The following is a 21,291-nucleotide window of genomic DNA, read 5'->3' on the forward strand; positions in this document are numbered from 1 at the left end:
AGAGAGATGAGCGCGCTGCTTCAGCTTCAGGAGCACGGCCAGAGCTATTGGCTCGACAACCTGACGCGCGGGATGCTGGTCGACGGAGGGCTGGCTCGCCGGGTCGAGACGGAAGGGTTGAGGGGGGTCACGTCGAACCCCGCGATCTTCCACAACGCCATCACGGGCAGCGCGCAGTACGATGCGGACATCGCCCGCTTCACCGCCGCGGGTCTCGGCGTCGAGGACGTCTACGACCGGCTCACGATCGCCGACGTCCAGGGCGCGTGCGACATCCTGCGGGGCGTGTGGCAGAGTTCCGGCGGCGTCGACGGATATGTTTCCCTCGAAGTGTCTCCCCACCTCGCGAACGACACGGAGGGCACGGTACGGGAGGCGCGCCGCCTCCACGATGAGGTGGCCCGCGAGAACGTCCTCATCAAGATCCCCGGCACGCCGGCCGGAGTCCCGGCCATCCGGCAGGCACTGTTCGAGGGCGTGAACGTGAACGTCACGCTCCTCTTCTCCATCGCCGCGTACGAGGCGGTGGCGGACGCCCACACGGAGGCGCTGGAGCAGCGGCTCGAAGCGGGCCGGTCGGTTGACCATGTCGCCTCGGTAGCCAGCTTCTTCGTGAGCCGGATCGACGGGCTGACCGACCGGAGGATCGAGGCGCTGGCCGACCAGGCCGAGGGCGACGCCGCTCGCTGCGAGGCCCTGCTCGGCAAGGCGGCGATCGCCAACGCGAAACTCGCCTACGTCGGCTTCCAGCAGCGGCTGGCCACGGATCGCTGGGCCCGTCTCGCACGGCTCGGCGCCCGTCCGCAACGCATGCTGTGGGCGAGCACGAGCACGAAGAACCCTGCGTATTCCGACGTGATGTATGTCGAGCCGCTCATCGGCGACCTGACCGTCAACACGCTGCCGGAGAAGACGATCGACGCCTTCAGAGATCACGGACGCGTAGCCGGCACCCTGACCGAGGGGGTCGACGAGGCCCGTCGCACGATGGTGGAGTTGGCGGCCGTCGGGATCGAGTTGGACGAGGTCACGGACCAGCTTCTGGCAGAGGGCGTCGAGAAGTTCGCCGTCCCCTTCGATCAACTCCTCGCGAGCCTCGCGGAGCGGATGGCACGGCAGCCGGCCGCGGCCGTGGCATCAGGGTCCGCTACGCCGTAAACGCCGCCTTTACTCGCTCCCAGAAGCTCTGATCCTCGCCCCGGCGCGGCTCGGGCGGCGCATCTTCGACCTCTCGCAGCGACTCCAGGATCTCGCGCTGACGCCGGGACAGTTCGCTCGGCGTCCAGGTGTGTACCCGCACCAACTGGTCCCCGTTGCCCGCGGCCCGCAAACGCGGCATCCCCTGGCCACGGAGCCTCAGGACCTGTCCCGCCTGGATTCCGGCGGGCACCTTCAAGCGGGCCTGTCCGAGGATCGTCGGCACGTCGAGTTCGTCGCCCAGCGCCGCCTGCGAGAAGGTGACGGGCAGGTCGAGGACGAGGTCATCGCCCCTGCGCTCGAAGCGGTCGTGGGGCTCGACCTCCACCTGCACGATGAGGTCCCCCGGCGGTCCGCCGCGCGGCCCCGCATTGCCGCGCCCGCGCAGCTTCAGGTAGTCGTCGGACGAAATCCCCGCGGGAATCTCGATGTCGACGGACCGGTCGACCCGCACGCGCCCGGTTCGCCCGCAGTCGCGGCATTCATCCGCGATCCAGGTGCCCTCGCCGCCGCAGGCGGAGCAGGGACGCACCGAGACGAACTGTCCCAGCATCGAGCGCTGGACCATGCGAATCTCGCCCGTGCCCTGGCACGTCCCGCATGTGGAGGCCGTGCTCCCCGGTTCGGCGCCCGTCCCATCGCAGGGCTCGCACCGATCCAGGGCGGAGACGCGGAGGGAGCGCCGGGCCCCCTCGGCCGCCTCTTCAAGCGTGATCGTGACGGCGACCTTGAGGGTGGAGCCGCGGCGCGGCTGGTTCGGGGACCGCGCATCTCCGAAGAGGTCGCCGAAGCCGCCGCCCCCGAAGCCGGCCCCGCCGAACTCCCGCATGAAGACGTCGAACGCGTCCGAGAAGTTGTTGAACCCCGAGAACGGCGCCTCGCCTCCGCCGCCGCGCCGTACGCCGGCCTCGCCGTATTGATCGTACAGCTCCCGCTTTCCCGGGTCCCGGAGCACTTCCCACGCCTCCGTCACCTCCTTGAACCGCTCCTCCGCGTCGGACGCGGAATTGCGGTCCGGATGGTATTCCATGGCGAGGCGGCGGTACGCCCGCTTCAGTTCGTCCGCATCCGCATCGCGGGCGACCCCGAGCAGATCGTAGTAGTCGCGGTTCACGGAGTCAGCCGCGTGAGAAGATCGGAGGTCCAGTCGACGATGGAGACGACCTTGTCATAGGGCATGCGCGTCGGCCCGATCACGCCGACCGTGCCCTGCAGACTGCCGACGGCATAGTTGGCCGTGACGATGGTCAGATCATCGAGTTCGGGCTGGCCGTGCTCGGCGCCGATCGTGACGTGAGGGCCATCCGAGCTGCCGCGATCCCCCAGCACCGAGGCGAGCAACTCCCGGCGCTCCGTAAGGAGCAGGAGTTCGCGCAGGCGCTGGCTCGTCGTGAATTCCGGCTGCTCGGTCAGCGCCGCGGCGCTCCCGAGGTGGATCTCGCGCTCGCGGCGAGCCCACTCGAAGATGTCCGGACCGCTGTGCACGAAGATGTTCATCAGTTCCTGCGCCCCGCGGTTGTGGAAGCTCAGGTCGCCGAGTCGCTCGCGCAGCGTCGCCTGGATCTCGGAGATGGCGCTGCCCGCCAACCGCTCGTTCAGCGCCTGCGACACCGCCTGGAGCGTCGCCCGCGGCACTCGCGCCGTCACGTCCACGTACACGGTGCGAACCACGCCGGACTCGATCGTGAACACGAGGAGTACCTTCTCGCTCGAGAGCGGTACGAGTTCGAGACGCTCGAGCGTGGCCGTGGCGAGCGTCGGACCGACCGCGAGGCCGAGTTCTCCGGTCAGGAGGCTGAGGACGCGTGCCGCCTTGCCCATGAGATCCTCGACGCCGCCGGTGTCGGCGTCCCCCAACTCGCGTTCGATCTTCGCCCGGTCCCGCTTCCGGATGCTGCCCCATCGCATGAGCGCATCGACGTAGTACCGGTAGGCGAGGTCCGTGGGAAGCCGTCCGGCGGAGGTGTAGGGGTGGGTGAGCAGACCCTTGCTCTCGAGGTCCGCCATCGTGTTTCGAATCGTCGCGGGCGACACGCCGAGCGCGTACTCCTTCCCGATCCTTCGCGAGCCGGCCGGGGCGGCCGTGCGGACGAAGGAGTCGATGACCGCGGCGAGGACAGCCCGTTCGCGCTCTGTCAGAGTTGGCAGGGTCATGCTCTCTCAGCCCCGGCGAGTTCGGCGGCGATCGCATCCAGGCGGAGCCAGCCTTCGATCGTTGCCATCCAGCGTCCGTTCCGCTCCTCCAGCCACCCGGCCTCGGCCCAATCGTCCAGGCGGAGGCCCTCCGACGAGACCTTCCGCACGAAATCGGGCGTCAATCCGCGATTCGTACGAAGGCCCAGCCAGATCCGTTCCAGTTCCTCCTCTTCAGGCCCCACGCGTTCCCAGCCTTCGAGCGGGCCCTGGCCCGTCTGTAGCGCGCGTTCATACCGGTCCCAGCGAAAGACGTTCCAACTGCGGATCGGTGGAAGAAATCCATGCGCGGACGGGCCGAGGGCAAGATACGATGTTCGGTTCCAGTACGACCAGTTGTGGCGGCACTGCGCGCCCGGCCGGGCGAAGTTGGACACCTCGTACTGCTCATACCCGGCCGCGCGCAGGTCGCGCGACAGGAGTCGGTACTCGTCGGCGTAGTGCTCCTCGTCCGGCGCTCCCACCCGGCCCAGGCGAATCCATTCGGCCAACGGCGTGCGAGGTTCCACGGTGAGGCCGTAGAGACTCAGGTGAGACACGTCGAGCGCGGCCGCCGCCTCCACCTCCGCCCCGAGATCCCGCTTCACTTCCGGGGGCAGGCCGAAGATGAGGTCCACGCTCACACGTTCGAATCCGGCGTCCATCGCCTCCGTGACGGCCTCCGTGGCCCGGCGCCGGTCGTGAAGCCGACCCAGCCAGGTCAGGACGGCATCGTCCAGAGCCTGCACACCGAGACTCAGCCGGTTCACGCCCGTCGCCCGCCAGCTGGAACCGAGATGCGCATCGAAGGACGCCGGGTTCGCCTCGGCCGTCCATTCCGTGCGCGCGGGGTCGATTCGGAACCAGGCGGAGATTCGCGAGGCCAGCCCCTCCATCCCGGCAGGCCCCATGAGTGAAGGCGTCCCGCCTCCCACGAAGATCGTGTCGAGCGTGTCTCCCGGATCCCATCCGTTGCGCTCGAACCACCAGGCGAGTTCGACCTCGATAGCGGCGAGCCAGCGGGAGACCGGCGGGTCCGACGCGCGCTGGACGGAGAAATCGCAGTAGTGGCAGCGATGCGCGCAGAACGGGAAGTGCACATAGAGGGAGCGGGGGGGGCGCTCGGCGGACATCAGCGGCCGCCCCGCCGCCGGACGGCGGCGAAGTTCCCTCCCGGCCGACGCTCGACCCACCCTTCGAGTTCCAGCCGCCCCAGCCCGCCAAGCACCTTCGTGACGGGCATCTCGAGACCCACGGCCAATTCATCCGGCGAGCGGGGTCCCCGGGAGAGCGCTCCAAGCAGACGCCTGTCGCCGGATGATCCGTCGACCGCCGGCGCGGATCCTTTTTCCGATGGTGGCGCCTGCGGCTCGAGGCGCAGCCAGCCCAGGGCATCGAAGACGTCCTGCACGCCGGCCACGAGCCCCGCGCCCTGACGCAGGAGGCGAAGACACCCGGCCGCGCCCGGATCATCGATCCGCCCGGGCACGGCGAGGACTTCGCGCCCCAGGTCCAGGGCATGGTCCGCCGTGTTCAGGGCCCCGCTCTTTCCGCCCGCCTCCACGACGATGATGCCACGGGCGAGGGCGGCGATGACCCGGTTGCGGCGCGGGAACGCCGAACGCGTCGGCGGCGCCCCCGGCTCGAACTCGCTCAGCAGGATGCCGTGCGAACGCATCCTCCGGTACAGGTCCCGGTTGTCCGCGGGGTATTCGCGATCGTGTCCGGTTCCGAGAACCCCGACGGTCCGCCCGCCGACATCGAGGGCCCCGGCGTGGGCCGCCGCATCGATGCCGCGGGCCATGCCGCTGACCACCGTCCAGCCCCAGCGTCCGAGTTCCCTCCCCAGCGTGTATGCCGTGCGCAGCCCGTAGGACGACGCGGCACGCGTGCCCACGACGGCGATCGTCCGCTCGGAGTCCAGCGCCCCGGCGCCGCGCTTGAAGAGAATGGGGGGCGGATCGAGGAGATCGCGCAGCCCCTCGGGATATGCGGCCTCTCCACAGTCGGTGTACCCCGCCACGGAGAGCCCCTTCGCGCCCGCTTCGCGCAGCAATGACCGCGCCGCCCTCTCGCCGTCGGCGCCGAGGGCCCGGACCGTCCTTGCGCTCGGAACCCGCCGGCCCCGGCCGAGCGCGCGCAGTTCGTCCGGCGCGGCGCGCTTCGCCACCGCGAGCGCCACCGACGCCCCGCCATGGCGGTCGATGAGACGCCGGACGCCGCGCGGCCCGATGCCGGGAGCCCGGGCCAGCACGACGAGCGCCACCAGCTCCCTCTCCATCGCGCGCCCCGCCCCGGAACGTCTCCCGGTCACGGCCGCCACGCTTCGCTGCTCCCGAACGGGTCCGCTTCGGCCTCCTCCGCCGCAGCCTCCTTCTCCCTCTGCACGCGCGTCCAGAGACCCTCGAGCGCGCGGTCGAGACCGGCCCCGGTCACGGCCGAGATCGTGAACTGGCCCCAGCTCCCGGGAGCAGCGACCGACACCGGCGGTTCCGCCGCGGCGGGATTCAAATCGGCCTTCGTCAGCAGAACGCAGTGCGATATTCCGGCCAGCGCCGCGTCGTGCGCACGCAGTTCCTCGCGCAGCAGGTCGTACGTCGCCTGCGGATCTTCGTCGTCCAGCGGCACCAGGAGCGCGAGGGTGCGCGTCCGTTCGATGTGCCGAAGGAACTGCGTGCCCAGGCCGCGCCCCTCGTGCGCTCCTTCGATGATGCCCGGGATGTCCGCCATCACGAACGAACGATGCCCGCTCAGCCCCACGACCCCCAGGTTCGGCGTCAGCGTGGAGAAGGGGTAGTCGGCGATCCGCGGTTTCGCCGCCGTTACACGGGCGAGGAGCGTCGATTTTCCCGCGTTGGGCTCCCCCACCAGACCCACATCGGCGATGAGCTTGAGTTCGAGTTCGATGTGCCGCTCCTCCCCCCACTCCCCGGGCTCCCATTCGCGCGGCGTCTGGCGCGTGGGCGAGGCGAAGCTCGCGTTGCCCCTTCCCCCGCGACCGCCCCGGGCGACGACGAGTTCATCGCCCTCCTCGAGCAGTTCGCCGATCCCCTCACCCGTCTCGACATCGCGCACGAGCGTCCCGAGAGGCACCGGCAGCCGCAGGTCCTCTCCCGAGGCGCCGTCCCGCCTCTTCCCCTCCCCGTGTCCGGCGCGGCCGGCCTTGTAGTGCGCTCGGTACGAGTAGTCGAGCAACGTGTCGAGTCGCCGATCCGCAACGAGGATCACGCCGCCGCCGTTTCCGCCCCGACCGCCGGCGGGCCCTCCGCGGGGCACCCCCTTCTCGCGCCGGAAGGCAACGGCGCCCGCGCCACCCGCCCCTCCGGTTACGTGTATCCTGGCTACGTCGACGAACAAGATTCCTCCTCCACGTTCCGCCCCCCCTCTCGTCCCGCGCGACCCACGACCTTCCCCCAGGTCGCGAGCAGCCTTGCAGGGTCCGTCCCCGCAGACCCCTCCGACCCGGTGGGCGCCCGCGCGGCCGCGCGGACTCCGACGCGCAGCGCCGCCTCCACCCGCCCCGGCGGGGTGCCGACGTTCAGCGCGCCGTGCAGGTGGGCGCGGAGCTGCCGCTCGTGCCCGGCCGCGGCCAGCAGCGCCACGATGCACAGCTCGCGCGTCTCCACCGGGAGCCCGGCGCGCGACAGCGTGCGCCCATACCCGTGCTCGACCATCCAGCCGTCCAGCGCCGGGTGCAGCCGACGAACATGGTCGCGAAGCCGGTCGTACACATCCCCATACACGGCCCGGCAGAGCGCCTCCCCGGCTCCGGGCCGATCCACCGCCGCCACGGTACCGGCAGTCTCGCCGCCCGCGATTTCCCTCCACGCGATGAAGGCATCGAGCACCGTGGGGAAACCCACGAACAGGTGCGCCTGCAGGAGCGCCTCCTCGACCTCGGCGCGAGCCGCGTGCGCGGCGGCCGCCTCGAGCGCCGAGCGCCATCCCTCCACGTCCGGGCGCGCCAGGGCCGCCGAAAGCTCGACGAGCGCCCCTGTCCGTGCGTCGAGTCCCACCTCAGCCTCCATGACCTTGCACCGACAGCACGCCGACCTCCTCCCCGCACGTGTTCCGGACTACGGGCTGCGCGAAGCCCTCCAGCCGCTCGATCTCCGCGGGCGCGAGCAACGACAGCGTGGCAAGCCCGTGCACGACCGCCGGCCCCAGCGGCCGCGTGGCCCCATCCAGCACCTTGAAGGCCGCACCCCACCCTTCCTCGGCGCTCGCAAGGCAGAAAACGCCTTCCGCCCCTTCCTTGGCGAGAATCCGGCCCGAACTCGCCCGCATCAGGTTCGCGGAGAGCGCCGTGGGACCCGACACCAATGTCGGGTGCGTCGTCATCGCGGTCACAACCGATCGCACGGCCGCCTCCGACGAGGCACCGAACGCCGCGAACACCCGCGCCATATCCCGCAGAGAAAGGGCCGGGGTCGGCAGGCCGCAGCCATCCGTGCCCCACGGCAGACGCTCGCAGTCTTCACCCAGCCACGCCGAGAGTTCGCGGCGGATCGTCCGCTGCAGAGGGTGCTCCGGTTCGTGGTAGCCCGCCACGGGCCAGCCGCGAGCGACACAGAGCGCCAGCAGCGCCGCATGCTGACCTGAACAGTTGTTGTGGATCCGTCCCGGAAGGCGCCCTTCCCGATCCATCCCCCGGGCCGCCCCATCGTCGAACGGCCGATGCGGTCCGCATGCGAACATTTCCGGCGTCAGCTTCACCGCGTCGATCACCGACTGCACGACCCCCAGGTGTCGCGGGGTGCCGTGATGGGAAGCGCACGCCAGCGCAAGCGCCTCCGCCCCGAGCCCGAGGCGTCCGAGCACGCCGTCCCGGACGACCGGAAGGATCTGGAGCGGTTTCATCGAAGAACGCCAGAAGGCCGTCAGCCGAGGATCGCCGAAGGCGTGGCGGCTACCCGGCGAACCGGATTCGTGGACGATGCCGTACACGAGATGCGACGATTCCCGCGTTCCGGCCCGATCCAACGTGACGCGGATCGGTTCCATCACCCCTCCGGTGCCGCGGTCGGCGGCGCGAGCCGGGCCCAGGCTCCGGCGGTCGCGCTACCTTCGATCAGGTCGCCGGTCATGCGGGCCAGGTCCGCCGGACGGTCCACATCGTACCAGGACGGCAGTTCTGCACAATCGAGCCGCAGCGACGCGGCGCGCGCGCGCGTCCAGGAGCACAGCCCGGACGTCGACCACGGCGCTCCGGCGAAGAGACCGCGGGCCCGCGGCCACGCCGACCCGCGCAGTCCGACCGCGTAGTATCCGCCGTCCAGGCTCGGGCCAAGGGCCACCGGGCTGCCCGCCAGCGCGTCGAAGGCCCGCACGACGAAGTCGAGCGGGAGGGTCGGATGGTCGCTTCCGACCGCAACGGCGCAATCCGCCCCCTCGTCGAAGGCGCGGTTGAACGCGATCTCAAGCCGATCACCCAGCGAACCTTCGGGTTGCAGCCGGATTCGAGCCGCGGGATATCTCGAGCCCAGCCGCTCCATCGCTCCCGGACGATCGGGCACCCACAACTCCACGGCGATCCCGTCCGGCGCGAGCTTCATGGCGTCGTCGAGGAACGCCTCGTACAGGAGGGCGCTCTCCTCCCTCGTCAGTACGGGCTGGAGGCGCGTCTTGACGTGGCCCGGCTCGGGCAGGCGGCCGAAGACGAGGAGTCTTCGACACAAACGTTTCCGGTTCAAGGCAGGGGGTTCAGGCGCACCGACCCGCCGTCTAGCGGGTGTTGACCTCGATTACCCCGCCCTCGGCGCCCGGCCGGCGATAGCGGGCCGGAACCATGCTCTGGTGGTACAACCGGATCGACACGATTTCCTCGGCTGGAATCCGACGAAGTGTCGTGACGGCATCGTTCTGGTTGAAGTCGCCGTCCACAACGAGGAGCGGAATGTGGTACGACTGCGACATGCGCGGCCGGGGTTGCACCCTGCCGCTTCCGTCCCGCGTCCACGGGTTGTCGTTGCCACCCCGGAAGCCGATCCGGTCTTCGAATATGATCAGCTCCCGGTGATGCGTGAGCGCCTCGTAGGCCGACCGATATCCGGCCTCGCGGATCTCGCTGCCGGTGATGATGAGCCGCGTGTACGTTCCGGGGCGAGGGTTGCTGGCGCACGCCATTGCCGCCATCAGGGCCATCGTCGTTGCAATCACGGCCGATCGTCGCGTGCGCTCTCTCATCACTCGTCTCCTCGCCTCTTGAATCGCCCTGCCGCCTACTGGTGATCCCCGTCGGACTGCCCGCTCTCCGCGCCGTCCCCACCCCGCTCCTCAGCGACACGCGCCGCGACGGTGAGCAGCGCGTCCGGCGAATCGGCCTCCATCAGAAGGTCCATTGCGACCTTGATCTGCGCGTCACGCACGGCCCGGCTGCGGAGCTGCGGCACCTCCCCGAACTCCGCGCCCGCCAGCTCATCCGCGATGAGCCAGTCGACGTAGGTCCGGGACTGGTCGAAGAGTTCCCTCTCGATCTCGGCTCCCGCGTCGACCAGCGCCGCCCAGACTTCGTCCCGCATCCCCTGCGTGACGGAGAAACCCTCGTTGAAATCGTGCTCGTTCGAATACTCGACCGCCCACCGGAAGACGACGTTCCGCGGGATCGCCCCCGAGCGCGTCGCGAGGCGCCGCAGTTCCTGCTCCTCGGTGGACAGCGTGTCGCGGTAGACGATCAGGTCCGGCGTGATCCCGCCGCCCCCGTACACCGTCCGGCCGCCCGTCGTCGTGAACTCCTCCCGGTCTTCCGCCTCCGGTCGCGATGCGATCGGTTCGCCGGAAATCGCCACGGCGCTCGCAGCCAGGTCGCGAAGCGCGCTCGCCCGGTCGAAATCCTTCGTGATGGAGCGCCCCGCCGGAGTGTACCAGCGGGCCGTCGTGACCTTCATGCTGTTGTCCCCGGAGAGCCGATACAGGGTCTGCACGGAACCTTTGCCGAACGTCGTCGTGCCCACGACGACCGCACGGTCGTGGTCCTGCAGAGCACCGGCAACGATCTCGGAAGCGCTCGCGCTCAGGCCATCCACGACGACGACGATGGGAATATCGGCGTAGCGGTCCTCGGTGGAGGCGCGGAACAGGTAATTCTGCTCGTCCAGCCGGGAACGCGTTTCCACCACGGACCGGCCGCGCTCCAGGAAGAGATCCGTGACATCGATTCCCGCAGGCAGCAGGCCGCCGGGATTCCGTCGCAGGTCCAGGATCAATCCGCCCGCCCCTTCATCGACGAGGCGGTCCAGCGTCGCGACGAGCTCTTCCTTCGCCTCGCGGCTGAACCCGCGCAGCGTCACGTAGCCGATATCGCCGTCCAGGACGAAACCCTGCGCCTGCGCCACCTGAATGACGTCGCGCACGATTCGGATCGCGAGCGGCCGGTCCACGCCTACCCGCGCGATCGTGATGTCGACCGGCGCCCCCTTCTCGCCCCGCAGCGTGTCCACGGCCTTGTCCACCGACCAGCCCTCGGCCGATTCGCCCTCGACCTCGATGATGCGGTCGCCGACTTCGAGTCCCTCGCGCAGGGCCGGTGAGTTCGGGAGCACCTGAACGACCGTGATCCAGTCATCCTTCACGTCGATCCGGACGCCGAGTCCACCGTAGTTGCCCGTCGTGGTGAGACGGAGATCCTCGGAATCCCGGGGTTCCAGGAAGGTCGTGTACGGGTCGCCCAGGTTCTCAAGCATCCCGTCGATCGCCATGCGATACAGATCCTCCGGCGGGACCTCGTCGACGAAACGGGCGGAGATCAGGCGGTGGATTTCTTCCAGCAGGCGACGGCTATCCCCGCCGCTCGCGGCTCCGCCCTGATTTATCAGCCAGCCGCCGGTCGCGAGGGCGATGGCGCCGACCAGCACTCCGGTCGTCCAGGATCGCTCCAGTCTCATGCATCCTCCGTGGTGGCAGCCCCGCATCGCATCGGGCCGCGTTCGAGCGGCACTCCGCCGCTACCGTCAATGTCACACGACAGGGTCAACGAGGAAAGTTCGCCCCCCGGAGCCGGTGCGGGAATCGCTCCTCCAGAAGCCCCAGAACCCGGCCTTCCACCTCATCCGGAGTCCCCGAGCCGTCGACGACCACGATCCGCTCCTCCGCCGCCGCGAACTCCCGGTACCCTTCACGCACGCGCTCGCGGAACGATCGTTTCTCGAGCTCGATTCGGTCGGGAGCGGGCCCGAAGAAGGCCAGTTGGCCAGGATCTTGCTGATCCTGCCCCTGGCGACCCAATCCCACCTTCACCGGTACGTCGAGCACGAGGTAGAGATCCGGAAGGAGACCGCCCGTCGCGGCGCGGGTGACCCGTTCGATCGTCTGCGCGGCGACTCCGCGCGCCCACCCCTGGTAGACCCGCGTGGAAAGCTCGAAGCGGTCACAGAGGACGACCTCCCCGCGCTCCAGCGCGGGCCGGATCACCTCCTCGACGTGGACACGGCGGGACGCCGAAAAGAGCAGGAGTTCGGCGATCCCGTCGAGCCGCAGTTCCGGCCGGTCGAGGAGCACGCTCCGAATCGCTTCCGCCGCCGCCGTGCCTCCGGGTTCCCGCGTCACCAGGTGGGGCACGCCGGACGCGGACAGCCGTTCGGCCAGCCGGCCGATCTGGAGCGACTTTCCCGCCCCCTCCGGTCCCTCGAATACGAGGAAGCACCCCTTCATTCAGTCGTAATACTCCACTCCGAGGTGCGTGATCTGCTCCTCCCCCTTCAGCCATCGCAACGTGTTCTTGAGCTTCCAGTGCTGGATGAAAATGTCGTGTTCCGGATACAGGTCCGGTGCCGTCTGCGGCGCCTTGAAGTAGAAGGACAGCCATTCCTGGACTCCCGACAGTCCGGAGCGCGCCGCGAGGTCGAGAAAGAGCGCCAGGTCGAGCACGATGGGCGCCGCCAGAATGGAGTCGCGGCACAGAAAATCGATCTTGATCTGCATGCCGTACCCCATCCAGCCGAATATGTCGAGATTATCCCAGCCTTCCTTGTTATCGCCGCGCGGCGGATAGTAGTTGATGCGGACCTTGTGATACATCTCTCCATAGAGGTCCGGATACATGTCCGGCTGCAGGATATATTCGAGAGCCCCGAGTTTCGATTCTTCCTTCGTCTTGAAACTCTCCGGGTCGTCGAGCACCTCGCCGTCCCGGTTGCCGAGGATATTCGTCGAGAACCAGCCGTTGAGACCGAGCATGCGCGCCTTGAGACCCGGAGCCAGGATCGTCTTCATCAGCGTCTGGCCGGTCTTGAAGTCCTTCCCTGCGATCGCGACGCCCCGTTCGGCGGCGAGCGCGAGAAGCGCGGGAATGTCGCAGGTCAGATTCGGCGCCCCGTTCGCGAACGGCACCCCCTCCATGAGCGCGGCCCACGCATAGAGCATCGAGGGCGCGATGTCGGGGTGGTTCTCCTCCATCGCGCGCTCGAAGGAGGCCGGGCTGTCGTGCACCGGGCTCGCCCTCATGAAGATCTCGGTCGAAGCCGCCCACACCATCACGAGGCGGTCGCAGCCGTTCTCCGCCTTGAACCGGCGGATGTCCTCGCGGAGCTGCTCGGCGAGTTCCCGCTTGTTCGCGCCCGTCTTCACGTTCGAGCCGTCGAGCTTCTTCACGTAGGCGCGGTCGAAGGCGGCCGGCATCGGTTCGATTCCCCGCATGAAGTCCGCAAGCGGATCGATGTCCTCCGGCCGGAGGACGCCGCACACCTTGGCGGACTCGTAGGCGTTGTCGGGAATCGGATCCCAGGCGCCGAAGACGAGATCGTCCAGCTCCGCCAGCGGCACGAAATCGCGGATGAACGGGGTGCGGTTCTCCGTCCGCTTCCCGAGCCGGATCGTGTTCATCTGCGTGAGCGATCCGATGGGTCGGTTCCGTCCCCGGCGCGCCGCCTCCACGCCCGCGATGAAGGTGGTCGAGACCGCTCCGAGCCCTACGAGGAGAACGCCGAGCGTCCCTTCGGCGGAGGCAATGGTTGCAGGTGATCTATCCGATTCCACGATGCTGGTTCACTCCGTATCTGGTTCAGTTCGATTCCCGGGGCGGCTCGCCATCGGGCCGCGTATTCCGGTACACCCACCAGATCCGCTGGAAGGCGGTCAGGTTGGTGAGAATCGCGAGGACGATGATCACGACCCTGAGTACGAGGCCCTGGTGACCGAACATGGTCGTCTCGCCGAAGATGAGCGCGGCGAAGCCGATCAGGATGACCCGTTCCGGGCGCTGCATGAGCCCGACGTAGCAGGCGATGCCGAGCGCCTCGGCCCGGGCGCGGGTGTAGCTGATCATCAGCGAACCGGCGAGCGCGAGCACGATCCAGTAGATCATCCCCACGTCGCCCAGTTCGAGACGGTAGTCGTTGTACAGGGATAGGAGACCCAGGTACACGACGATCTCGGACAGCCGGTCGAGCGTCGAATCGTAGAAGGCGCCGAAGGACGAGGCGAGTCCCGTGCGGCGCGCGACCGTGCCATCGAACAGGTCGAACACGCCGCCGAGGAGGACGAGGAAGCCGGCCGTGCTCACATGATGCTGATGAAAGAAGTAGCCGGAACTGCAGGTGATGACGAAACCGAGCGTGCTGATGACGTTGGGGTGGACACGGCGTCTCGTGAGCCACGCCATGGCCGGCTCGAAGACCGCGCGCAGCGCGCGTTCCCCCAGATCGCGAGCCGCCTTCATGTCGGGAGGATGATCCGGCTTTCCTCGCCCTTCCGGACCCCCTCGCCGATCGCTCGATCCACCCGCTCCATGAGCTTCTCGAAGTTCGCCTGAGAGGAGATGAGCGCCTGGTAGCGGGTGTTCGTCTGGACCTTCTCCTGCAGTTCGGCGAACTCCCGTTCCTGCTCCTCGCTCGGCTGCTCGCCGCGGCCGACCGCCTCCACGAGCGTGCTCTGCAGGTCGCGCAGACGGTTGAGCAGTTCCGTCGCGTCCCGATCCTCGTCGATCTCGCGTCGGGCCGCGCGCAGGTAGGCGTATTCGGGCAACTGCGAGATGATGCGCCCCACCTCCTGCGCCTTCTCCAGCATGCGGTCTCGCTCGTCCATGTCTCCGGCTCGAAACGGAATCAGGAAGCACCCCGGGCCGACACGTCGGGTCGGCAGCGGGCGGAGGCGCGAATCGTCCGTCCCTTCCCCGCTCGCCATACACGGGCCCGGGCCGACGATTCGATGCCCGAGTATAACCCGGCCCCGACCCCCACGCGACTTGAACGACCGGGGGGTGGCGCTAGCAGGAGTCGGTCTTCCGCGCGCTTGCAAAGCGGGGGCGGCCGGCGAGGTCGGTCCCGATCCGACTGTCGGAAAGCGCGGCTTCGGCCTTCAGAAGCCGGAGGACGGAGGAGCCCTGCGACATCCCGATCTCGAGGAAGAGCGCGCCGCCTTCGCGGAGCCGGCCCGGGGCGCCGGCCACAACGGTTCGAATGACCTCCAGTCCGTCTTCCCCGGCGTCCAGTGCGACGCGAGGCTCGTGTTCCCGGACCAGGGGGTCGAGGTCGGTCCATTCCGAGGTCGTGACGTAGGGCGGGTTGGAGATGATGAGGTCGAAGCGCTCTTCGGGGACGAGGGCGGACCAGATGTCGGGAGGACAGGCGCGCAGTTCGAGGTTCTCGACGTTTGCACGGCGGGCGTTCTCGCGGGCGAGTTCGAGTGCGTCCTCGGACACGTCGAGTCCGATAACGCGGTCGGCGATCCCCTCGTCCAGGAGCGCGATCGCGATGGCGCCCGATCCGACGCCGATATCGAGCGCATCGACGGCTGCGCCACGGTCGCGGCACCAAGTGGCGACGAGGTCGAGGAGCTGCTCGGTCTCCGGGCGCGGGATGAGAGCGCGGCCGTCCGACACGAGGCGTACGCGCCGGAAATCGACCGTGCCCTCGATGTGCTGGAGCGGCTGACCCTCCAGACGGCGGGAGACTGCGCGCGCCACGGACGCCGCGCCGGCCGGATCGACCCGCTCTCCGCCGGAGACGGCGAGTTCGCTCCGAGACAGGCCGAGCGCCGCGGCCACGAGCCGCTCGGCTTCGACCCGCGGGGCCTCCAGCCCGGCCAGCTCGAGTTCGCGCCGCACGCCCTGAACGATCTCGCGGCGCGTCGGACCCGCCGGACGGCGCCCGGCCCCACCCGGGCGCGGTTCCGTCACGCGCCCGCCGCCGCCATCCGCTCCTCCGTCCCGGCCAGTCGCAGCGCCTCCACAACCTCTCCCAGGTCGCCGGCGAGGATGGCCTCCAGCCGGTGGCTCGTGAAGTGGATTCGGTGATCCGTCACGCGGTTCTGCGGGAAGTTGTAGGTGCGGATCTTCATCGAGCGGTCACCCGTCCCCACCTGCGTGCGCCGCTCGCGGGCCCGCTCCGCCTCCTGCTCGGCGACCAGCCGGTCCAGCAACCGGCTCCGAAGCACCTTCAGCGCCCGCGCCTTGTTCTTGTGCTGCGACTTCTCGTCCTGGCACGACACCACGAGCCCGGTCGGCCGGTGCGTGATCCGAACGGCGGAGTCGGTGGTGTTCACGGACTGTCCACCGGGCCCCGAGGAGCGAAACACGTCGATCTTGAGGTCGGCCGGGTCGATCTCGATGTCCACTTCCTCCGCTTCGGGGAGGACGGCCACCGTCGCGGCGGAGGTATGTAGCCGGCCCTGGCTTTCGGTTTCGGGCACGCGCTGGACGCGGTGGACGCCGGACTCGTAGCGCAGACGGCCGTAGGCATCGGATCCGCGCACGACGAAGACGATCTCCTTGAGGCCGCCCAGCGTGCCCGCGCTCGTACTGATGAGTTCCACGTCCCAGCCGGACTCCGCGGCGAAGCGCGTGTACATCCGGTACAGGTCCGCCGCGAAGAGCGCGGCTTCGTCTCCCCCGGTGCCGGCGCGGATCTCCACCACGGCGGGCCGGTCGTCGAGCGGGTCCTTCGGAACGAGGAGCCGGCGGAGTTCTTCCCGCGCCTTCTCCCGCTCCGCCTCCAACTCGGCGACCTCGGCCGCGGCCATTTCGGCCAGCTCGCCGTCGGATTCCGCCGCGACTTCCCGCGCCTGGCGCAGGTCGTCGAGGAGCTTGAAGTGGCGCTTCGCCGCGTGCACCACCGGCTCCAGCGCCGAGTGTTCGCGCGCCAGGTCCCGCAGGAGCGCCATATCCGACAGCACTTCGGGCTCCGCCATCCGGCGCGCCAGCGTCTCCTGCCGCTCGGCGGCGTCGCGCAGACGATCCTCGAGCGTGTCCCGATCCGACATCATTCGTTCCCTACATGAAAACGGGGTCCGCGAGGAACCCCGTCACTTGAAATGCGGTGTCGAGCGCCGGAGGCCTCCGGCTCAGGCATCCGCTGCCACTGCCTCCTCTTCCGCAGCCTCTTCCTTCTCCACCGCGTCCTTCTCCTCGCTGCGGGTGTTCCGATCGCCGTACTTGGCGATGAACCGCTCCACGCGTCCCGCCGTGTCGACGAGCTTCTGCCGCCCGGTGAAGAAGGGGTGGCAGTGCGAACAGATCTCGACGTGGATCTCGCCCACCGTCGACGCGGTCTCCGTCTCCCGGCCGCACGCACAGGTGATCTTCGCGGGTGCGTACTCCGGATGTATGCCTGCCTTCATGTCTTCCCCACACGCTGGTTGTCGGCCTCCGGCGGAGGCGTCTGCGGAACAGCCATGTAATCTAGCCGAAGCGCCGCGCCCGCTGCAAATGCGAGGCGGACTTCCGGCTGTGCGTCCCGGAGATGCAGCCGGCGGTCGCGGCGAGTAGACTCCTCCCATGACCCGGGCTGCGCTGATCACACTACTCGACTTCCACTACTGGGCCCGCGACGGGACGCTCGATGCCGTCGAGCGGATCGCGCCCGAAGATTTCCGCCGGGACCTGGGGAGCAGCTTCGGCTCCATCCGCGACACGCTCGCGCACGTCGTATCGGCCGAATGGGTCTGGTGCTCACGCTGGCGGGGACACTTCCCGACGGAGCACCTCCCCGCCGCCGACTTCGAGACGGCGGACGACATTCGCGCGCGCTGGCTGGAGGAAGAGGCGCGCGTCCGCCGATTCGTCGCGGAACTCGGCCCCGAAGACATCCACCGCGTGATCGACTACCGGTTCTTCGATGGCGAACCGATGCGTGCCGTGTTCTGGCACATGCTGCAGCACGTCGTCAACCACGCCACGTACCACCGCGGGCAGGTGACGACGATGCTCCGCCAGCTCGGCGCCGACCCGCCCCGAAATCCGGGCCTCATCGGCTTCTATCTCGAGCAGAGCTAGTGTAGTGTCGCATAAATCCTCGAGTCACCGAGAGTGCCGGGGCGCCGGCTCCCGCAAGGCGCTCCGACGAGGAATAGCAGAGCTATTGCGAGGAGGAGCAACGCCGCGGGGACGGATGCAGCGGCGCTCGAATGACCGCAGGATTTGTGCGATACTACACTAGTTCGGCGTCAGCATCAGGCGGTCGGCGACGGCGGCTTCCACGCGCTCGCGGGAGTAATAGAGCGGGAAGAAGCGGTCCTTCGCCCAGCCCTCGAACAGGTTCCGGTACATGGGATCGTCGGGATCTCCACCCTGCCCCGGCGTGTTCGTGAACACGGCCGTGTCCCAGTCCCCCGCCTCCGCGATGATCCGGAAGGACGGGCCTGACGTCTGATTGTCCCCGCCTCCGGTCTGGTTCACGGTGAAGCCGTTGCCGCCGCGCGGGAGCGGTCCCACCTCGAGGCGCGCCCGCATCTCGGCGTTCACGATCCCGGACAGCGGGTGCCGGAACCGGGCGTGCTTGAAGCGCACGTCGCCGTAGCGCCAGGGGTCGCCGCCGAACCGATCCTCCAGCCCCTCCAGGGCGTCGCCCAGCGTGCGGGCGAGGAAGGCGTCGCGGCCGGCCACGGGATCCCCGTCTCCGAGGGGCGCGAACCACGCGGGCGGCGAGCCTAGCCAGTCGATGATCTTCTTCATGGAGAGGCGGCCGAGCGACCCGCGGACTTCGGCGGGGACGGCGAGCGGCGCCATCTGTCGCTGGAGCTCGCGCTCCCACGACACGTAGATCGCGGCTTCGCGGGACTCCGGGGCCAGCGCGAAGTCCCAGTCGAGCAGCTCGCCCCGGGCCGCCTCCGCCCCCGCGGGCAGCTCGACGCCGCGCAGCATCGGCACCAGCGAGCGCGCGGGGAGCGACACGTAGTCCGTCGCGAGCTGCATCATCTCCGCCATCGTGAAGCGCTTCCCCGAAGCGAGGACTTCGTCGATGCGCGCGCTCCGGAACGGGTCGCTCCAGCTCCAACCGACGGCGTCGCGGTGTTCGTAGCCGGGGGGAACGAGGTTCTGGTTCGCCGTCGACCAGAAGCCCTTCTCGGGGTTGAACACGTGCGGCTTGTGCCGGATCTCGAGGTAGCCGTCCCACTCGTAGCGGCCGTCCCCCGGTACCGGGACGAGACCCGACCAGTTGCGGCGGATGGGCGCGATCCCCACGGACTGCCAGCCGATGTTCCCCTCCACGTCGGCCCACACCATGTTCTCGCCGGGGATGTTCGAGTAGTTGCAGGCGTCCCGGAACTCCTTCCACGTCTTCGCCTGGTTCATGCGCAGGCTCGCGAGGTACGGCGCGCCGCCGATCTCCATCCACCCCGCGCGCACCGCGTAAGCCAGATCGTTGTCCCGATCCTCGTATACGATGGGCCCGTGCCGCGTGTACCGGTGCCGCACCCGCTCGGCCGCGCGCCCTTCGACCGGGATCTCATCGTCGATGACCCGCATCTCCTCCCAGTCGCCGCGGTACCAGTAGCGGTCCGGGTCGTCGGGGTGCGTGCGGTAGACGTAGAGATCCTCGGCGTCCGTCTGGAAGACGGTGAGTCCCCATGCACCGTACCCGTTGTGCCCGATCGAGATGCCGGGGAGGACCGGCTCGCCCCCGCCGATCACATTCCAGCCCGGTCCGACGAGGTGGACGAGATAGCGCAGCGACGGTGCCGCCTGTACCCGGTGCGGGTCGTTCGCCATGACCGCGTGTCCGCTCAGAGTGCGGTGCCCCGCCACGACCCAGTTGTTGCTTCCCGTCCCCATCCGCTCCGCCTCGAGGCGCTCCGCCTCGTACGCTTCGGCCTCGGCTTCCTCCCGCAGCGTCCGCAGGGCGAAGGCTTCCCCGTCGGAGGCGGTGGCGCGGAAGCGGGGCTCGATGTCCTCGGGCTGGAACCGGATGGACCCGCGGAAGGCGCGGTACACGTCGAGGATCTCGCGCCGGAGGAGCGAGCCGTCGATCGCGGGATCGAGATCGATGTCCGGCTCTCCCGGATGGAAGTAGGAGACCTCCTTCACCTTCTCCGCCCCCACCTCCGCAACGGCGATCCCCAGATCCAGCTCCTGCCCGATGTTCATGAGCAGACCCTGGTGGCGGGAGATGACGACGTCCGGGGTCCACGGCTGCGGACGGATCCCGAGCATCTCGAACTCGACCGGAAGGAGGCCCGGATCGCGTTCCGTCTCGGCAATGTACGCGTTGATCCCGTCCGTGAAGGCCTGGATGATCTCCGCGCCGCGCGGGTGATAGTGATTCAGTTCGGCTTCGAGGTCGCCGCGGAAGCGGAACAGCCGCGCCCCGCGGTCGCGCTCCAGTTCACGGGGACCGAGGATTTCGGAAACCGTGCCCGTGGCTTGGCGCCGCCAGAGTTCGAACTGGAAGAGGCGGTCGCGCGCGGCGCTGTAACCCTGCGCGAAGAAGAGGTCGTGCTCCGTCTCCGCGTAGATGTGGCTGACGCCCCACAAGTCCTTGAGGATCTCGACCCCGGCCTCGAGCCCCGGAACCCGCAGGGTCTCCGTATCCACCGGATCGAAGGCGGCGACCCGATCCGGAAGGCCGCCTCGAAGGTCGTCGACGGTCGGCGCGCCGGGCGGGTGTCCACCGGAGCCCCGCAGGACCGGCAGGAGGAGGATGAGCGCGAACAGCGTGACGGATCGAACCCGCATCGGATTCTCCTTGGGTGGTCTTCTCGTGAGTCCGGCTACGACCCCGTGGCTCTCTTCTTCGCCGGCTCCTTCCCGGCCTCGTCGTCGGTCTCCCTCCCGTCGGACCCCGAGACGCTCGCCTTGAGCGCGGCCATGAGGTCGATGACCTTCGCCGTCGTTTCCTCCTCGACCGGCGCGGTGATCTCCGTCCCGTCGGCTACCTTGCGCTCGATCGCCGCGAGCATGCGCTGCCCGACCTCATCCTCGTACTTCGACGGGTCGAAGTCCTCCGAAGCGATCTGCTCGATCAGTTGTACGGCGAGGCCGAGTTCCGCATCGGCGACCTCGCCCTCTCCCGACGGCACGTCGGCGATGTCCCGCACCTCATGTGCGTAGTGCAGCTGTTCGAGAACGAGGTGATCGCCCACCGGCCGCACGAGGACGAGATACTGCTTGCCGCGCGCCGCATATTTCGCGAGGGCGGCCCATCCCGTCTTCTTCATGGCGGCGCCGAGGAGCCGGTAGGCCTTGTCCCCTCCGCGCGCAGGTCCGAGATAGTACGTCTTCCCGATGTAGGCCCGTTCGACCTGGTCCAGCGGCACGAACTCGACGATCTCGACCGCCTGCGTCGCCTCCGCCTCGAGCGCCTTCAGCTCCTCAGGCTTGAAGGTCACGTACTGGTCCTTCGCGAACTGGTATCCCTTGATGAGATCGCTGCGCTGGACCGGCTCCCCCGTCTTCGCATCCACGTACTGCTGCTTCACGCGGGTTCCGTCGGGGGAGAGGAAGTTGAAGCGGACCTTCTGCGAGTTTTCGGCGGACGAGTAGAGCTGGCACGGGATCGAAACGAGCCCGAACGAGACCGTCGCCGTTGCGATGGGTCGAGGTGACATCCTGCGCCTCTCCGTGTTCGCGCCGGACCACCCGGCGCGGTATCAACCCCGGCGTGATGCCGGACCGGGGGGCCGAATTATAGTTTCCGGGCCGGATTGTGCATACCGCTCCGGCGTACACCGCCCGGAGGGTCGAAAGCAGCGTCGAGGGACAGGGCCGCGAGC

21 protein-coding genes are annotated in these 21,291 nt (G+C 68.9%); 2 read left to right on the forward strand and 19 right to left on the reverse strand.

Going from position 1 to position 21,291, the window contains the following annotated elements:
- The first annotated feature begins 6 nt into the window (after positions 1–6).
- Entirely contained in the window at positions 7–1,158 is a 1,152-nt protein-coding gene (gene tal / locus RN729_RS10805; protein WP_310784659.1) for a transaldolase, read from the forward strand.
- Here the strand turns inward: tal and dnaJ are convergent.
- The 17 genes from dnaJ to rpmE all read right to left on the reverse strand — a co-directional run bounded on the left by dnaJ (position 1,148) and on the right by rpmE (position 16,920).
- A complete protein-coding gene (gene dnaJ, locus RN729_RS10810) occupies positions 1,148–2,311 on the reverse strand; it encodes a molecular chaperone DnaJ (protein WP_310784661.1) in 1,164 nt (387 codons plus the stop codon). The two genes, tal and dnaJ, sit on opposite strands and share 11 nt — an antisense overlap.
- The gene (hrcA, locus tag RN729_RS10815) at positions 2,308–3,351 is read right to left on the reverse strand and encodes a heat-inducible transcriptional repressor HrcA (RefSeq protein WP_310784662.1); all 1,044 of its coding nucleotides are present in this window, start codon (positions 3,349–3,351) and stop codon (positions 2,308–2,310) included. The genes dnaJ and hrcA overlap by 4 nt, the downstream gene beginning before the upstream one ends.
- Positions 3,348–4,502, reverse strand: a complete 1,155-nt coding sequence (gene hemW / locus RN729_RS10820; RefSeq protein WP_310784664.1) for a radical SAM family heme chaperone HemW — start codon at positions 4,500–4,502, stop codon at positions 3,348–3,350. Before hemW ends, hrcA begins: the two co-directional genes overlap by 4 nt.
- Positions 4,502–5,692, reverse strand: a complete 1,191-nt coding sequence (dprA, locus tag RN729_RS10825; RefSeq protein WP_310784666.1) for a DNA-processing protein DprA — start codon at positions 5,690–5,692, stop codon at positions 4,502–4,504. Before dprA ends, hemW begins: the two co-directional genes overlap by 1 nt.
- Positions 5,680–6,729 carry a GTPase ObgE gene (gene obgE / locus RN729_RS10830; protein ID WP_343218923.1) on the reverse strand — a complete coding sequence of 350 codons (1,050 nt, stop codon included), beginning with the start codon at positions 6,727–6,729 and terminating at the stop codon, positions 5,680–5,682. Before obgE ends, dprA begins: the two co-directional genes overlap by 13 nt.
- Entirely contained in the window at positions 6,711–7,385 is a 675-nt protein-coding gene (locus tag RN729_RS10835; protein WP_310784670.1) for a carboxymuconolactone decarboxylase family protein, read from the reverse strand. Before RN729_RS10835 ends, obgE begins: the two co-directional genes overlap by 19 nt.
- A gap of 1 nt (position 7,386) precedes the next feature.
- A complete protein-coding gene (locus RN729_RS10840; protein WP_310784671.1) occupies positions 7,387–8,373 on the reverse strand; it encodes an asparaginase in 987 nt (328 codons plus the stop codon).
- Positions 8,373–9,047, reverse strand: a complete 675-nt coding sequence (locus RN729_RS10845) for a TIGR04282 family arsenosugar biosynthesis glycosyltransferase (RefSeq protein ID WP_310784673.1) — start codon at positions 9,045–9,047, stop codon at positions 8,373–8,375. Before RN729_RS10845 ends, RN729_RS10840 begins: the two co-directional genes overlap by 1 nt.
- A gap of 46 nt (positions 9,048–9,093) precedes the next feature.
- Entirely contained in the window at positions 9,094–9,555 is a 462-nt protein-coding gene (locus tag RN729_RS10850; protein WP_310784675.1) for a hypothetical protein, read from the reverse strand.
- A gap of 35 nt (positions 9,556–9,590) precedes the next feature.
- Positions 9,591–11,252 (reverse strand): S41 family peptidase, encoded by a 1,662-nt coding sequence (locus RN729_RS10855; protein ID WP_310784677.1) that lies wholly within the window; start codon positions 11,250–11,252, stop codon positions 9,591–9,593.
- Between the two features lie 85 nt (positions 11,253–11,337).
- Positions 11,338–12,018: a dTMP kinase gene (gene tmk / locus RN729_RS10860; protein ID WP_310784679.1), complete on the reverse strand. Its 681-nt coding sequence runs from the start codon at positions 12,016–12,018 to the stop codon at positions 11,338–11,340.
- Positions 12,019–13,344 carry an inositol-3-phosphate synthase gene (locus RN729_RS10865; RefSeq protein WP_343218924.1) on the reverse strand — a complete coding sequence of 442 codons (1,326 nt, stop codon included), beginning with the start codon at positions 13,342–13,344 and terminating at the stop codon, positions 12,019–12,021.
- A 22-nt stretch (positions 13,345–13,366) separates the two neighbouring features.
- Positions 13,367–14,023: a CDP-alcohol phosphatidyltransferase family protein gene (locus RN729_RS10870; RefSeq protein WP_310784683.1), complete on the reverse strand. Its 657-nt coding sequence runs from the start codon at positions 14,021–14,023 to the stop codon at positions 13,367–13,369.
- Positions 14,020–14,388 carry a YlbF family regulator gene (locus RN729_RS10875; RefSeq protein WP_310784685.1) on the reverse strand — a complete coding sequence of 123 codons (369 nt, stop codon included), beginning with the start codon at positions 14,386–14,388 and terminating at the stop codon, positions 14,020–14,022. Before RN729_RS10875 ends, RN729_RS10870 begins: the two co-directional genes overlap by 4 nt.
- Before the next feature lie 181 nt (positions 14,389–14,569).
- Positions 14,570–15,481 (reverse strand): peptide chain release factor N(5)-glutamine methyltransferase, encoded by a 912-nt coding sequence (gene prmC, locus RN729_RS10880; protein WP_310784687.1) that lies wholly within the window; start codon positions 15,479–15,481, stop codon positions 14,570–14,572.
- The gene (prfA, locus tag RN729_RS10885) at positions 15,478–16,563 is read right to left on the reverse strand and encodes a peptide chain release factor 1 (RefSeq protein WP_343218925.1); all 1,086 of its coding nucleotides are present in this window, start codon (positions 16,561–16,563) and stop codon (positions 15,478–15,480) included. The genes prmC and prfA overlap by 4 nt, the downstream gene beginning before the upstream one ends.
- A gap of 81 nt (positions 16,564–16,644) precedes the next feature.
- On the reverse strand, positions 16,645–16,920 hold the full coding sequence (gene rpmE, locus RN729_RS10890) for a 50S ribosomal protein L31 (protein ID WP_343218920.1): 276 nt from the start codon (positions 16,918–16,920) through the stop codon (positions 16,645–16,647).
- 157 nt (positions 16,921–17,077) lie between these two features.
- Here rpmE and RN729_RS10895 point away from each other — a divergent pair, with 157 nt between their 5' ends.
- Positions 17,078–17,575 (forward strand): DinB family protein, encoded by a 498-nt coding sequence (locus tag RN729_RS10895; RefSeq protein WP_310784691.1) that lies wholly within the window; start codon positions 17,078–17,080, stop codon positions 17,573–17,575.
- Positions 17,576–17,734: 159 nt separating this feature from the next.
- Here RN729_RS10895 and RN729_RS10900 read toward each other — a convergent pair whose 3' ends face one another.
- Both RN729_RS10900 and RN729_RS10905 read right to left on the reverse strand, forming a co-directional pair.
- Positions 17,735–20,254 carry a penicillin acylase family protein gene (locus tag RN729_RS10900; RefSeq protein WP_310784693.1) on the reverse strand — a complete coding sequence of 840 codons (2,520 nt, stop codon included), beginning with the start codon at positions 20,252–20,254 and terminating at the stop codon, positions 17,735–17,737.
- Positions 20,255–20,289: 35 nt separating this feature from the next.
- A complete protein-coding gene (locus RN729_RS10905; RefSeq protein WP_310784695.1) occupies positions 20,290–21,126 on the reverse strand; it encodes a Ku protein in 837 nt (278 codons plus the stop codon).
- Positions 21,127–21,291: the final 165 nt, after the last annotated feature.

The organism is Candidatus Palauibacter polyketidifaciens (assembly GCF_947581785.1).
Taxonomy (GTDB): Bacteria; Gemmatimonadota; Gemmatimonadetes; order Palauibacterales; family Palauibacteraceae; genus Palauibacter; species Palauibacter polyketidifaciens.